At 45.2% G+C, this 12,600-nt stretch carries 14 protein-coding genes; 7 read left to right on the top strand and 7 right to left on the bottom strand.

Annotation, left to right across the window (positions count from 1 at the left end; all coding sequences use genetic code 11):
* Positions 1-2: 2 nt before the first annotated feature.
* The 3 genes from rsmB to def are packed head-to-tail and all read right to left on the bottom strand — an operon-like array spanning position 3 to position 2,790.
* A complete protein-coding gene (gene rsmB, locus Q0230_RS01990; protein WP_298607629.1) occupies positions 3-1,301 on the bottom strand; it encodes a 16S rRNA (cytosine(967)-C(5))-methyltransferase RsmB in 1,299 nt (432 codons plus the stop codon).
* The gene (gene fmt, locus Q0230_RS01995) at positions 1,298-2,251 is read right to left on the bottom strand and encodes a methionyl-tRNA formyltransferase (RefSeq protein ID WP_298607631.1); all 954 of its coding nucleotides are present in this window, start codon (positions 2,249-2,251) and stop codon (positions 1,298-1,300) included. The genes rsmB and fmt overlap by 4 nt, the downstream gene beginning before the upstream one ends.
* Positions 2,248-2,790, bottom strand: a complete 543-nt coding sequence (gene def, locus Q0230_RS02000) for a peptide deformylase (RefSeq protein WP_298607633.1) — start codon at positions 2,788-2,790, stop codon at positions 2,248-2,250. The genes fmt and def overlap by 4 nt, the downstream gene beginning before the upstream one ends.
* 115 nt (positions 2,791-2,905) lie before the next feature.
* On the opposite strand from def, the gene Q0230_RS02005 reads away from it, so the two are divergent.
* The 5 genes from Q0230_RS02005 to Q0230_RS02025 all read left to right on the top strand — a co-directional run bounded on the left by Q0230_RS02005 (position 2,906) and on the right by Q0230_RS02025 (position 8,948).
* Positions 2,906-4,057, top strand: a complete 1,152-nt coding sequence (locus Q0230_RS02005) for a LysM peptidoglycan-binding domain-containing protein (protein WP_298607634.1) — start codon at positions 2,906-2,908, stop codon at positions 4,055-4,057.
* Positions 4,058-4,085: 28 nt separating this feature from the next.
* The gene (gene dprA, locus Q0230_RS02010) at positions 4,086-5,273 is read left to right on the top strand and encodes a DNA-processing protein DprA (protein ID WP_298607637.1); all 1,188 of its coding nucleotides are present in this window, start codon (positions 4,086-4,088) and stop codon (positions 5,271-5,273) included.
* A 17-nt stretch (positions 5,274-5,290) separates the two neighbouring features.
* Positions 5,291-5,770: a DUF494 domain-containing protein gene (locus tag Q0230_RS02015; RefSeq protein WP_298607640.1), complete on the top strand. Its 480-nt coding sequence runs from the start codon at positions 5,291-5,293 to the stop codon at positions 5,768-5,770.
* Between the two features lie 105 nt (positions 5,771-5,875).
* Complete coding sequence (locus Q0230_RS02020) at positions 5,876-8,383, top strand: DNA topoisomerase I (protein WP_298607642.1); 2,508 nt, start codon at positions 5,876-5,878, stop codon at positions 8,381-8,383.
* Between the two features lie 4 nt (positions 8,384-8,387).
* Positions 8,388-8,948, top strand: a complete 561-nt coding sequence (locus Q0230_RS02025; RefSeq protein ID WP_298607644.1) for an L-threonylcarbamoyladenylate synthase — start codon at positions 8,388-8,390, stop codon at positions 8,946-8,948.
* Between the two features lie 29 nt (positions 8,949-8,977).
* Here Q0230_RS02025 and Q0230_RS02030 read toward each other — a convergent pair whose 3' ends face one another.
* Complete coding sequence (locus Q0230_RS02030) at positions 8,978-9,352, bottom strand: hypothetical protein (protein WP_298607646.1); 375 nt, start codon at positions 9,350-9,352, stop codon at positions 8,978-8,980.
* A 475-nt stretch (positions 9,353-9,827) separates the two neighbouring features.
* Between Q0230_RS02030 and Q0230_RS02035 the strand changes: the two genes are divergently transcribed.
* On the top strand, positions 9,828-10,370 hold the full coding sequence (locus Q0230_RS02035; RefSeq protein WP_298607647.1) for a sigma-70 family RNA polymerase sigma factor: 543 nt from the start codon (positions 9,828-9,830) through the stop codon (positions 10,368-10,370).
* A complete protein-coding gene (locus Q0230_RS02040; protein WP_298607648.1) occupies positions 10,367-11,074 on the top strand; it encodes an anti-sigma factor in 708 nt (235 codons plus the stop codon). Before Q0230_RS02035 ends, Q0230_RS02040 begins: the two co-directional genes overlap by 4 nt.
* Here Q0230_RS02040 and Q0230_RS02045 read toward each other — a convergent pair whose 3' ends face one another.
* From Q0230_RS02045 to Q0230_RS02055, 3 genes are read right to left on the bottom strand one after another with little or no spacing between them, the layout of a single operon-like run.
* On the bottom strand, positions 11,075-11,461 hold the full coding sequence (locus Q0230_RS02045) for a S4 domain-containing protein (protein WP_298607650.1): 387 nt from the start codon (positions 11,459-11,461) through the stop codon (positions 11,075-11,077).
* A complete protein-coding gene (locus tag Q0230_RS02050) occupies positions 11,449-11,925 on the bottom strand; it encodes a YcgN family cysteine cluster protein (protein WP_298607651.1) in 477 nt (158 codons plus the stop codon). The genes Q0230_RS02045 and Q0230_RS02050 overlap by 13 nt, the downstream gene beginning before the upstream one ends.
* Positions 11,918-12,580: a hypothetical protein gene (locus Q0230_RS02055; RefSeq protein WP_298607653.1), complete on the bottom strand. Its 663-nt coding sequence runs from the start codon at positions 12,578-12,580 to the stop codon at positions 11,918-11,920. Before Q0230_RS02055 ends, Q0230_RS02050 begins: the two co-directional genes overlap by 8 nt.
* Positions 12,581-12,600 lie beyond the last annotated feature (20 nt).

A 12,600-nucleotide genomic window follows, 5' to 3' on the forward strand; every position in this document is an offset into this window, starting at 1 on the left:
ACTTACGCTGCTTTTTCTAACAGCGCATAATAGAAACCATCCATGCCCTGTTCGCCGGGCAAGATTTGCCGTCCTACGGACAGCGCTCGTCCCCAAGTGGCCTCAATCTGTTTGACCCGAGCATCCGGCTGAGTTTGTAAAAACTGCTCAATTTGTAAATTATTTTCTTCTGGTAAAATCGAACAGGTGGCGTATAAAAGCTGACCACCCGGCTTTAATACCTGCCATAAAGCCTGTAATAACCTAGCTTGCTGTTGTTGCAGTGTAGCAATATCCGTTTTCTTGCGCAGTAGCTTAATATCGGGGTGCCGCCGAATCACGCCAGTGGCCGAACAAGGCGCATCTAATAAAATCCGCTCAAAACTCTGCCCATCCCACCAAGTAGCTAAGTCACTCGCATCTGCCACTTTTACCTTAGCTGTTAAGTTTAATCTCGTTAAATTTTCGTAAACTTGCTGCGTACGTTTCGCACTATTGTCTAAAGCCCATAAATCAATATTCGGATAGCGCTCTAACAAATGACAAGTTTTTCCACCAGGTGCCGCACAAGCATCTAACACCCGCATATTTGCTTGGCAATCTAATAAGTGAGCTGCTTGCTGTGCGGCTGCATCCTGTACTGAAAACGCACCTTTAGCAAAGTCTGGCAATTCCGTAACCGTAAGCGCCTCCGGCAAGTGAATCCCCATTTCAGTCTGTGGCCAAGGTTCAGCTACGATCTCAGCCTGTTGTAAGCGCTCTAAATACTGCACACGACTGGCTACTAAAGGATTGACCCGCAAACTTAAAGGTGGATGCTCATTACTGGCACGCATAATGGTTTGCCAGTCCTCAGGCCAAGCTTGCTTTAAGCGCTCCGCCAACCAAGTTGGAAAGGAATATTGTGCGGATTCAACTTGATCGGCTTTAGCTAAAATAGCCTCCTGCTCACGTAAAAATCGACGCAATACACCATTGACCAAACTACCTGCCCACACTTTTTTTAAAGCTTTAGTGGCTTGAACCGTTTCACTCACCGCTGCATGGTCAGGTGTACGTTGATAGATAATTTGATAAAGGCCTAAACGTAACAGACACTCAATATCCTTATCGGAAGCTTTAATCGCTTTATCGAGTAGCTCGCGCAGAATCGCCCCCAAGCGACCATGCCAGCGTACTGCGCCAAAACATACATGCCGCACCCAAGCTTGATCACGCGCGGTTAAGTTTTGAATACTAGCATGTTGTAAGACTTCAGTGAGTGACTCACCTTGATAACTAACCCGCTGCAAAGCACGGGCGGCAATAGCGCGCGTATTCACGAAGCGACCTTAGAAAAATGCTCACCCACTAAAGAACGCGCATTAAGAAACTCAGCGGCTGTTAAGCGCTTACTACCCGCCATTTGTAGCTGTAAAATCCGCACCAGTTGCCCATCGCCCGCAACTATATCAATCCCCGCCCGCCCCTCAGCGACCACCGTCCCCGCTGGCTCTGAGCTAGTTTGGCTTAAAACTTGAGAAGCAAAGAACCGCAAAACCTGTCCTTGATAGTGGGTGTAAGCAGTAGGCCAAGCATCAAAAGCGCGAATTTGCCGGTCAATCACGGCTGCGGCTTGGCTCCAATCAATCTCAGCCTCAGCTTTTGTCAGTTTATGCGCATAACAAGCCTGCTGCTCATCTTGCACTTCTGGCTGTAAAGTATGGCACTGAACTTGCTCTAAAACCTCTAATAAAGCTTCAGCCCCTTGCTTAGCCAGTTTGTCATGGATACTTTGACCACTATCATCTGGCTTGATCGGGCAAGCTGTCTTCAGGAGCATATCACCCGTATCTAAGCCAGCAGCCATCTGCATGATAGTGACCCCTGTAAGGGCATCACCTGCTTGGATCGCACGTTGAATGGGTGCAGCGCCGCGCCAACGAGGTAATAAAGAGCCATGAATATTCAGACAACCATAACGCGGCGTATCCAGCACCGCCTGTGGCAGGATTAAGCCATAGGCTGCAACCACCATCACATCGGCCTGATACGCGCTTAAACTCGCTCGAGCGTCTTCGCCTTTAAAATTAATCGGTTGCTCAACCGGAATATTCGCAGCAACTGCCACTTCCTTCACGGGGCTAAATTGTAATTTACGCCCACGTCCAGCTGGACGATCCGGTTGCGTATACACAGCCACCACTGCATGCTTTGAAGCCAGTAACGCTTGTAAAGCAGGCACAGCAAATTCCGGTGTACCTGCATAAACGATCCTTAAGCCAGCACTCATCCAGCAGCAGCCTGATTAGTAGCTGATTGATTAGCAGCAGGCGGCTGACGATTGAGCTTTTCCATTTTCTTACGCACCCGTTGCTGTTTAAGCTGCGAGAGATAATCAACGAATAATTTGCCATCCAAATGATCCAACTCGTGTTGAATACACACCGCTAATAAGCCATCTGCTTCTAATTCAAAACTCTGACCATCGCGCCCTAAAGCCCGTACTTTAACCCGCTCGGCGCGCGTCACTTTTTCATAATACTCAGGCACAGATAGACAGCCTTCTTCGTGCTCGATTTGGCCTTCTTTATGCAGAATTTCTGCATTTACCAAATACAAAGGCTCGTTTTTTTCTTCGGATAAATCGATTACCACTACACGTTGTTGGACATTAACTTGGGTGGCAGCCAAGCCAATTCCTTTCGCCGCGTACATGGTCTCCAACATATTATCCATCAACTCACGCGTCTTCTCGTCTACCACAGCTACTGGGCTTGCTTTCTTGCGTAAGCGTGGGTCGGGATGGTGTAAAATCTCTAAAATTGCCATATTAATAATTACCGAAAATCAGAAAGTGGTGCGCGTAATTCAATCATCTGGCTATTATAACGCAAAGTCCTCTAAGCCAATAATAACTACAAGCTCGAATTACAAGGATAACAACATGCTTCGCTTTTCCCATCTGCTATGGGCCGCTTGTGTAGCTAGCGCTACCTTAACCGCTGGGTGCATGACGAACTCACCCGCTAATAAGCCTGCAATGGCCTACAACGCCAATCAAACCAATTATGACGCTTATTATGGAATGCCACCGCAACACGGGCGTTTAAGCTTTGCTGATCGCCCTACCAGTAGCGGTATCCAAGTCAACCCGAATGCACCTTCAACTTATGTGGTGCAAAAAGGCGATACTTTATGGGGTATTGCGCGCAAATTCCTTAATACGCCGTCTTATTGGCCAGAAATTTGGGATAAGAACCAACAAGTCAAGAATCCACATCAGATTTATCCGGGTGATATTTTATATTTCAGCTACAGTAAAGAAATAAGTGCTGATGGGAGTAACAAACTCATTCCCAGAATTCGCATTGAGTCGAAAGGTTTAGTGGGTGAGTCATTGGTTACTTTGGCTCCTTTCTTAGAATGGCCACGCATCATGAATGATGAGGCGATTAAAAACGCGCCTTATTTATTAGCCGCCAAAGATGGTGAAACGCTGATTCCACCAGGGGCAACGGTTTACTTAAAAAATATGAACCAACCCCGGGTTGGTGCACGTTATGCGGTCTACCATCCCGACAAGCCGATCTATGACCCAGAAACTAATAACTTACTAGGCCATCAAGTGATCTACAGCGGTTATGCACGAGTAGATCGGGTTGATACGGTTTCAACCGCTACGATTTTGGATATTGATGAACCGATTCGGGTAGGTGATCGTATCTTACCAGTGGATCGTCGCCATAGCGAATTGCGCGCCACGATTCAATTGCCACCGAATAAAATTCGTGGGCAAATTGCAGCGATTTATGATGCTGAATATTTAGGCTCACCCTGTATGATTATTGCCATTAATCGTGGTAAGAACCAAGGAATTAAACCGGGCTATGCGGTAGGGGTCTATACCGATGGCAATATTGTAGAAGATCATTATCAAAGCTTCCGTGGTAATGCGCGCACTACCCCTAAAGTCACTCTGCCTCCAGCTAAAGTTGGTGAAGCGATTGTATATAGCGTACACGACAATCTGAGTTATGCCTTAATTACTGAATCTGGGCGGGAAATTAAAAATGGGGATAAAATAGGGAATCCTTAAACGCCACCCAACAGGAATTACAGGCTACGTGGAAATTAGTGAAGACGAACTACGAGCACGCCTACAAATATGGCGTGCTGCAGGTATTGGCCCAGCCTCCTTCAATCGACTGTTGAATTATTTCAGTTCTGCTTCTACTGCCTTAGCGGCGAGTGATACAGCCATTAGCCAAGCCGGTTTAAAACCTGAGACTGTTCAACACTTACGTGCTGTGCCTACTGAGGCCGCCGCTGCCGACTTAGAATGGCTACATCGGGCTGCCCATCGTCACATTCTAGTTCCTGAAGATAGTCGCTATCCCAAGCTGTTGCGTGATGTTAAAGCAGCCCCGCCGATTCTCTTTGTTGCAGGTAATCCTGAACTTTTAAATGAGCCACAGCTCGCAATGGTCGGGAGTCGCACCCCCACCAGTTATGGTAAAGACAATGCCCAAGCCTTTGCTCAATACTTGGCAAGGCACGGAATTAGTGTGACTAGCGGCTTAGCCTTGGGGATTGATGCGGCTAGCCATCAAGGTGCTTTAGAGGCGGGTGGACATACCATTGCCGTGATCGCGACCGGCTTAGATATTATGTATCCGGCGAAGAATCGTAGACTTGCCGAACAGATTGTGGAGCAAGGCGCAATTGTGAGTGAATTTCCCATTGGGGTGAAACCACAAGCGCAAAACTTCCCACGGCGCAATCGGATTATTAGTGGTCTGTCTTTAGGTACTTTAGTCGTAGAAGCTGCTTTACAGAGTGGTTCATTAGTCACTGCTCAGCACGCGCTCGAACAAGGGCGTGAAGTCTTTGCGATTCCGGGTTCGATTCACAGTCCTTTGGCACATGGCTGTCATCGTTTAATTCGCCAAGGCGCAAAATTGGTGGAAACTGCCGCCGATATTTTGGAAGAACTAGCCCCGCAATTACAGACTTATTTGGGAGTTCACGTAAATGCAGCCGACGCGCACACACCGCAAACCAGTAAGCCACCTAAACCCTTATCTTTCTTAAAACAAGTCATAACTCAAGGAAATACTGAAGAAAGGTCAACGGCAGACTTAGATCCAGAAGAGCAACAAATTCTCGCTACCATAGGTCTAGAGCCACTACCGATTGACCAGATAGTAATCCAAACAGGGTTGACCACTGACGTGGTTTCATCCATGCTGCTGATGCTAGAGCTACAAGGCTACATCACAGCCTGTGGCGGCGGTCGCTACAAGCGGTTGTAACCAAGAGACTGAACTTGATGAAAGAAAGCACACTGGAAGTACTGTTCTATTTGTTTGACAATTATTCAGAGATGGATGACGACGCTACTCCAAATGAAGACCGCGAATCCATGAATGCTTATTTGCAGGGCGCTGGTTTTATGCCTGGTGAGATCAACCGTGCCTTTAACTGGCTTGAAAGTCTCGGTGATGAGCATCAGGGTGTATTAGAACCATATTCGCCACATTCTCTACGCATTTTCGCACAGCAAGAACAACGCTGGCTGAATACCGAATGCCAAAGTTATCTGTTGTTTCTAGAAAAAGCTGGGATTCTTAATTATGAATCACGCGAGCAAGTCATTGATCGTGTACTTGCCTTAGAGGACCCTGATTTCACGCTTGATCGCTTGAAATGGGTGATTTTAATGGTGCTGGTTAATCGCCCTAATGAAGATAACAGCGCTTTATGGACTGAGGGTTTGACACTGGATGGAACCACTCCTGTCTATCACTAATCACATAAGGTCTATTTACTTTTGCTAGCTTTTCAGGTTTAAAATGCAGGCCATTGGCTTTTAACCTGAGCCTAATTTTTAAATTTTAACTTGAAAAGCAGCTAAATGAGCGAAAATCTGGTCATCGTCGAGTCACCGGCGAAGGGCAAAACCATTCAGAAATATTTGGGCAAGGGCTTTGAAGTACTTGCGTCCTATGGTCATGTGCGTGATTTAATTCCTAAAGAAGGCGCGGTTGACCCTGAGCATGGTTATGCCATGAAGTACGAGATCATTGACCGCAATCAGCGCCATGTCGATGCCATCGCTCGTGCTGTTAAAAAAGCGGATACCTTATACCTAGCGACTGACCCCGATCGCGAAGGTGAGGCCATCTCTTGGCATTTATACGAACTCCTAAAAGAACGTGGGGTACTTGAAGGTAAAAAAGTACATCGGGTCGTTTTTTATGAAATCACGAAAAATGCCGTCCAAGAGGCCATTGCCCATCCTCGCGATTTAGCTTATGAATTAATTGATGCACAGCAAGCACGACGTGCACTGGATTATTTAGTTGGCTTTAACTTATCTCCGCTCTTATGGCGGAAGATTAAGCGTGGTCTGTCAGCAGGTCGGGTACAAAGCCCTTCATTACGCATGATTGTGGAGCGCGAAGAAGAAATTGAACACTTTGAGCCACAAGAATATTGGAATATTACTGCGTTACTTGATAAGCAGAATTTTGAATTCACTGCACGCCTGCATACGTTAGACGGCAAGCGCTTAGAACAATTTGATATTAATACCAGTGAATCGGCACAGAGTGTACGTGAGCGTTTATTAAAGGTTGCTCAAGGCAAACTGATTGTTGCCAAAATTGAGCGTAAAGAACGCAAACGCAATCCTTCAGCACCTTTCACGACTTCAACTTTGCAACAAGAAGCCGTACGTAAATTACGTTTTTCCTCACAGAAAACCATGCGCACTGCCCAGCAACTGTATGAAGGGATTGATTTAGGCAGTGGCCCGGTGGGTTTAATTACCTATATGCGGACCGATTCGGTCGCTTTAGCCGGTGAAGCGATTGCTGAATTACGTGGTTTTATTGAGCAACGTTATGGCAAAGATAAACTGCCCCACTCACCGCGCCAGTACAAAACCAAATCAAAAAATGCCCAAGAGGCACATGAGGCGATTCGCCCGACTTCCTGTTTGCGCGTACCTGAAGAAATTCGTGGTCATCTCAGCGAAGAGCAATTCCGCCTGTATCAATTGATTTGGCAACGTACTGTCGCTTGTCAAATGATCCATGCCTTGATTGATACGATTTCTGTCGATTTAGCCGCCGAACCAACCAGTTTCTTCCGTGCTACTGGCTCAACTGTGCGTGATCCTGGCTTTTTAGCTGTGTATGAAGAAGGCTTAGACGATCAGAAGGTTGAGAAAGAAAATCCACTGCCACCCTTAACCGAAGGCGAGGCCGTTAAGCTTAATGAGATTGAAGCAACTCAACATTTCACCGAGCCACCACCCCGCTATTCTGAAGCGACCTTAGTCAAAATGCTGGAAGAATATGGTATTGGCCGTCCCTCCACTTATGCCAGTATTATCTCCACTCTACTCGCGCGTGAATATGTAGAAATTGATCGTCTCCGCTTTATTCCGACTGATATTGGGCGCATCGTGAATAAGTTTTTAACTGAACATTTCACTCAATATGTCGATTATGACTTTACCGCAAATCTTGAAGATCAACTTGATGAAATCTCACGCGGTGAAAAAGCTTGGGAGCCAGTGCTTGATCAATTCTGGCAGCCATTTAGCAAGCTGGTTGATGAGAAAATGGACAATGTGCAGCGCAGTGATGTGTTGCAGGCGCGTGAATTAGGACTTGACCCCAACACGGGCAAACCTGTGTCTGTGCGTATGGGTAAATTTGGACCCTTTGTGCAAATCGGTTCACGTGATGATGAAGATAAGCCGATTTTTGCTAGCTTGCGCGCGGGCATGAAAATGGACTCGGTCAGCTTAGAGGAAGCCCTTGAGCTATTTAAACTCCCGCGGGCTTTAGGCGAAACAGCCGAAGGTCAAACCATTAGCGCAAGCATTGGTCGCTTTGGGCCGTATCTACGCTATGGCACTAACTTCGTCTCGCTGAAAAAAGAGGATGATCCTTATACCGTGACCTTAGAACGTGCCCTACAGCTGATTGAAGAAAAGAAAGTTAGTGATTTAGCAAAAATTATTCGTGATTTTGGTGATGGTATTCAAGTGCTTAAAGGTCGCTGGGGGCCATTCTTAGCTAGTGGCAAGATTAAGGCGAAAATTCCGAAGGATAAAACACCAGAAACGCTGACCTTGGAAGAAGCCCAAGCCTTAATTGCTGAAGCCACTCCAGCCAAGAAAGAAACCAAAAAAACTAGCAAAAAGGCAACAGAAGCTAAACCAGAACCTACTGAAACAGCAGCTAATACCGAGGAAAAACCTGCAAAGAAAAAAGCAGCCTCGAAAAAAGCGGCTACTGAGGATACGCCTAAAGTCAAAGCACCCGCACGGAAAGCAGCCACTAAAACAACGGCTACTAAAGCAAGTGGTACTGCAGCGAAAACACCTCGTAAAAAGACGGGTACCTGATGCCATGCGTATCAGCACCCAGATTGAAGAGGCCGTTGCAGTAGTAAAGTCGGGTGGCCTGATCGCTTACCCGACTGAGGCCGTCTTTGGTTTAGGTTGTGATCCACAGAATGAAGCTGCCTTGCAGCGCTTGTTGGAACTTAAACAACGTCCTGCACACAAAGGCTTGATTCTCATTGCTGCTGAACTTGAGCAAGTAATTCCTTATCTTGCACCACTGACTCCCGAAGTTCTAGAGCGCATCTTACCGACTTGGCCAGGGCCTTATACTTGGCTGTTACCGGTGAATGCAGCAGTTTCTCCACTAGTAAAAGGTAAGCATGACACGCTTGCAGTGCGGATTAGTGCACACCCGGTATGCCAAGCTTTATGTCGGCAATTGGGAACACCCCTGATCTCCACCAGTGCTAATCCAGCCAACCAAACGCCTGCCCGTGATCTAGTTACCTTACAAACTTACTTCGCCGATCAACTGGATCTCATTCTCGATTTGCCTTTGGGTCAACAACAGAATCCCAGTGAAATTCGCAATGCATTGACTGGCAAACTGATTCGTCCTAGCTAGGCACTTCAATTCAAAAAAACCTATAACAATCAATTACTCATAGCAGCTATGCTCAGGATTAAAATAGCAATCAAACTACTTAAAAGCTGACTAATTTGATTCTCTGCTGGCGCACTAGTATTGCTACTCGTATTACTGCTTATGTTATTGGTAGTTTCAGAGAAATTAGTATTCCCCGTACTTGGCATTGTTAAACCCAAACTTGCATTATTCTCGTTGAGAAACTTCATGGCATCATCAAAATCCCCGGCAGGTACTACTTGTGGCCTTAAGTAAGGGGGTAAGTGTGAATACTGACGATCAAGTTCAGCTTCGAAACCTTCAATATCGCATTCTGCAGATTGCTCAGGCCTAGTTGTATTGAGATAACTATTTGAGGAAAAAGAGTTATTAAGATTGATCATAAAACACTCCATAAAGTTTAATGCTAAAAAATAAAAATTCTATTAATGAATTTTTTCTGGCCTAGTTTTTATTTTATCATCACACTTTACGCATATTTTATTAGCCGGTTTTAAAGATAAGTGGCTATTATTTTTTGATGTAATCTCTTAAAGCTGATTTTTTTAGCAATTTTTACAAAAACGTTTATATTCAAAATTTTCAATTCAATTCAATTCAATTCAATTTTATTAACTAAAACAAATCAAATACTTAAGTATAACTTTGATTTAAAAAGGCTAGCTATACTCACTTAGTCTTGCAGAATTGGGATTGTTAAAATAAATAGACTAACCATTCGATTGAGGGTATTAGAAAATCGGCTCAGTTTTTATGTAAACTCACAAAAATCGACAGCCCTACTTCATCTGAGCTTAGATTCTGTCTGCATGCATCTAAACCTCCACACTCAACGTATTAAGCCCTAGAATGCATACTATGGATGCTTTGAATGAATTGCTTTTACGTTGTGGTCGTCAAGATGGAGTTGCTTTTAAACAACTCTATCAGCAGAGCTCACCCAAGCTTTATGCTTTGTGCTGCCGCTTAGTACGCGATGAAGCTTTGGCAGAAGATATTTTACAAGAAGGATTCCTGAAGATTTGGCATAGTGCAGCGACTTATAGCACGGATAAAGGCCAAGCTTTTATTTGGATGGCAACGATTGTACGCAATCAGGCCTTAGATCGTTTGCGGATGGCAAAGAGTCGCCCCGAGATTCATCCTGAAGTGGAATATGAATCTCTAGAATTTGCCTCACAAGCGATTACACCTGACTTACTAACGCAACTCAGTAGTGATACCCAACAGCTACTTGAATGTATGGAACAGCTTAAACCCGAACAACGTGAATGTATTTTCCAAGCTTTTTACTATGGCTGTACGCATGAAGAATTAGCTGCAAGCCAACAGCGTCCGTTGGGTACGGTGAAAGCATGGATTCGGCGCGGCTTAGAACAACTGAGGAATTGCCTAGCATGAAGCGTTATAAGAATCCCGATATTTTTGAGCCACTGGCGATGGCTTATGCTTTGGGCATCTTGCAAGGTAGAGCACGCAGCCGTTTTGAACAATTAATGCAGCAGCATTTATATTTACGTGCAACCACGCAAGCTTATCAGCAAAAACTTAATGGCTTAGTGGAATTACTGCCCTCACACACAGTACCGACAAGAGTCTGGCATAACCTAGAGCAAGCACTTCAGCTAAAACCAACTAAATTGAGTTTCTGGGAACGTTTTCAAACCCCACTTAACTGGGCGTTACCAAGCTTAGCAGCAGTCCTTGCCGCAATAGTAACAGCCTTGTTCTTAAATCAGCCTAACCCACCTCAAGCTTACATTGCTGCTTTGAAATCCACTCAACAGCAACATCAACTAGTTTTAGCCATGGCTAAGCATGCTGAGATGAAGATTTCCTTTGAAATGCTCGATCAGTATTTGGAACAGCAGGAAGGTATGGTGCCGACTTTGTGGTGTATCTCTAAAAACAAACACGAGCCACCGATGCGTTTGGGAACTTTAGAGCAAACTAAACAAGAAATCGCTTTAAATCAAAAAATGTGGAATAGTTTGGAAACCGCTAGCGAATTTGCGATTAGCTTAGAACCGCACAATGCAAACATGGCTACTCAACCCCAAGGCAAAATTATTTTAAGTGGTGCTGTGCATCCAATGGGGCAATAACTACTCCCAGGTCTGCTTAAACTCTTCGATCTTGCGGCGCTCTTGCTTATTCGGCTTACGTACCGGCACATTTACCCCATGCAGGCGGCGAATTTCGATTTGTTGCTCGCGCTCTTCACGTTGGTGTTCATCTTCTTGATAAAGCAAGACGGCTTCTTTGGCTGGGCGGCGCTGCTCGTTTAAACCAAGCACCGTGACTTTCCAGGTGTTTTGATCTTTACGAATGCGTAAGACATCACCAACATGCACTGCCCGCGAAGGTTTAGCGCGTTCCTCATTGACCTGCACGTGACCACCATTAATGGCTTCCACGGCTAGGGTGCGAGTTTTAAAAAAGCGTGCAGCCCACAACCATTTATCTAAGCGTAGAGCAGTTAAGGTTTCCACTCCAGTGGCCAATCGACTATCCGATCTTCCCATTCTTCCTCATCAACATCTTTGCTAAATACGAATTTATTGATTATAGACTCGCCTTGGGTATGAATAGTTGCCTTGCTGCCTGAAACTAAATGATGCCAAGACGGTAAATCTTTGCCTTCGTAAATCAGACGATAAGCACAACTTGGTGGCATCCAATACAGCTGCTCTAAATTCTGCGGCGTTAAGCGCACACAATCCGGCATCAAGACTTGCCGCTGTGCATAATTGCTACATTTACAAGTGCTCCCATCCAATAAATTACAGGCAACATCGGTGTAGTACACCGTGCCATCGTCTTCATCCTCAAGTTTATTTAAGCAACATTTCGCGCAATGGTCACAGAGACTTTCCCATTCTTCAGCGCTGAATTCGGTTAATTCTTTTTTCTTCCACCACGGCTGTTGGAGTACAGTATCTTCAGGTTTATTCATGGACTTGCTCGGTGGGTAATTTAAGAATTTTTGCTTTCAACTGTGGAAAATCCGCCAATGAGCTGTAATAAAATATATCACCACCCTTGGCATCAATCAGCATCGCTAAACCCCGATCCGCATAAAACCATGCATCGACGGTATCGGTTAGTTTCACTACTTCTGAACCCGCACCAAAACGCGAAAGAATAATATCTGGCTCATAGTTGACAACCGGAATATAAATCAGCGTCTTAATCGGAAAATCATTCGCAAGCTTTTGATTTTCTTCTGAAACAGTCAAACGCCATGCACCACTAGCTTGGGGTTCACGTTTGATATGTTCTTTGGCAAATTTTTCTAAACTCGCAGGATCAGCCGCTAATTCAGCGACCAACTTTGCTTCAAAAACACCTAAACGTTGCTTGCCAAAATAAGCTTCTAAGCTGTACTCATGGTTAGGTGCTTGCATTACCGCTAGCTCAGGAAAACTATGCAGCAGTTCAATCGCTTGGCGTAAGGTGGTTTTACCCAGCTCCATATGAAAAACTTGCGTATGACCTTCTGCTGTTTTGGTGACTTGCCAAGGTAAATTATCGATAGCTTGTGGATGCTCTGACTTGCCACAAGCGCTTAATAACAGCAGAGTACAGAACCCTGCTAAAAAACGCTTCATTGCCCTAACCTATTACTTGC

The organism is uncultured Thiothrix sp. (assembly GCF_937876535.1).
Lineage (GTDB): Bacteria > Pseudomonadota > Gammaproteobacteria > Thiotrichales > Thiotrichaceae > Thiolinea.

Coding starts and splice junctions, on each gene's coding strand:
- fmt (WP_298607631.1), bottom strand. CDS start 2,251: ATGAGTGCTGGCTTAAGGATCGTTTATGCAGGTACACCGGAATTTGCT.
- def (WP_298607633.1), bottom strand. CDS start 2,790: ATGGCAATTTTAGAGATTTTACACCATCCCGACCCACGCTTACGCAAG.
- Q0230_RS02005 (WP_298607634.1), top strand. CDS start 2,906: ATGCTTCGCTTTTCCCATCTGCTATGGGCCGCTTGTGTAGCTAGCGCT.
- Q0230_RS02015 (WP_298607640.1), top strand. CDS start 5,291: ATGAAAGAAAGCACACTGGAAGTACTGTTCTATTTGTTTGACAATTAT.
- Q0230_RS02020 (WP_298607642.1), top strand. CDS start 5,876: ATGAGCGAAAATCTGGTCATCGTCGAGTCACCGGCGAAGGGCAAAACC.
- Q0230_RS02025 (WP_298607644.1), top strand. CDS start 8,388: ATGCGTATCAGCACCCAGATTGAAGAGGCCGTTGCAGTAGTAAAGTCG.
- Q0230_RS02030 (WP_298607646.1), bottom strand. CDS start 9,352: ATGATCAATCTTAATAACTCTTTTTCCTCAAATAGTTATCTCAATACA.
- Q0230_RS02035 (WP_298607647.1), top strand. CDS start 9,828: ATGGATGCTTTGAATGAATTGCTTTTACGTTGTGGTCGTCAAGATGGA.
- Q0230_RS02040 (WP_298607648.1), top strand. CDS start 10,367: ATGAAGCGTTATAAGAATCCCGATATTTTTGAGCCACTGGCGATGGCT.
- Q0230_RS02050 (WP_298607651.1), bottom strand. CDS start 11,925: ATGAATAAACCTGAAGATACTGTACTCCAACAGCCGTGGTGGAAGAAA.
- Q0230_RS02055 (WP_298607653.1), bottom strand. CDS start 12,580: ATGAAGCGTTTTTTAGCAGGGTTCTGTACTCTGCTGTTATTAAGCGCT.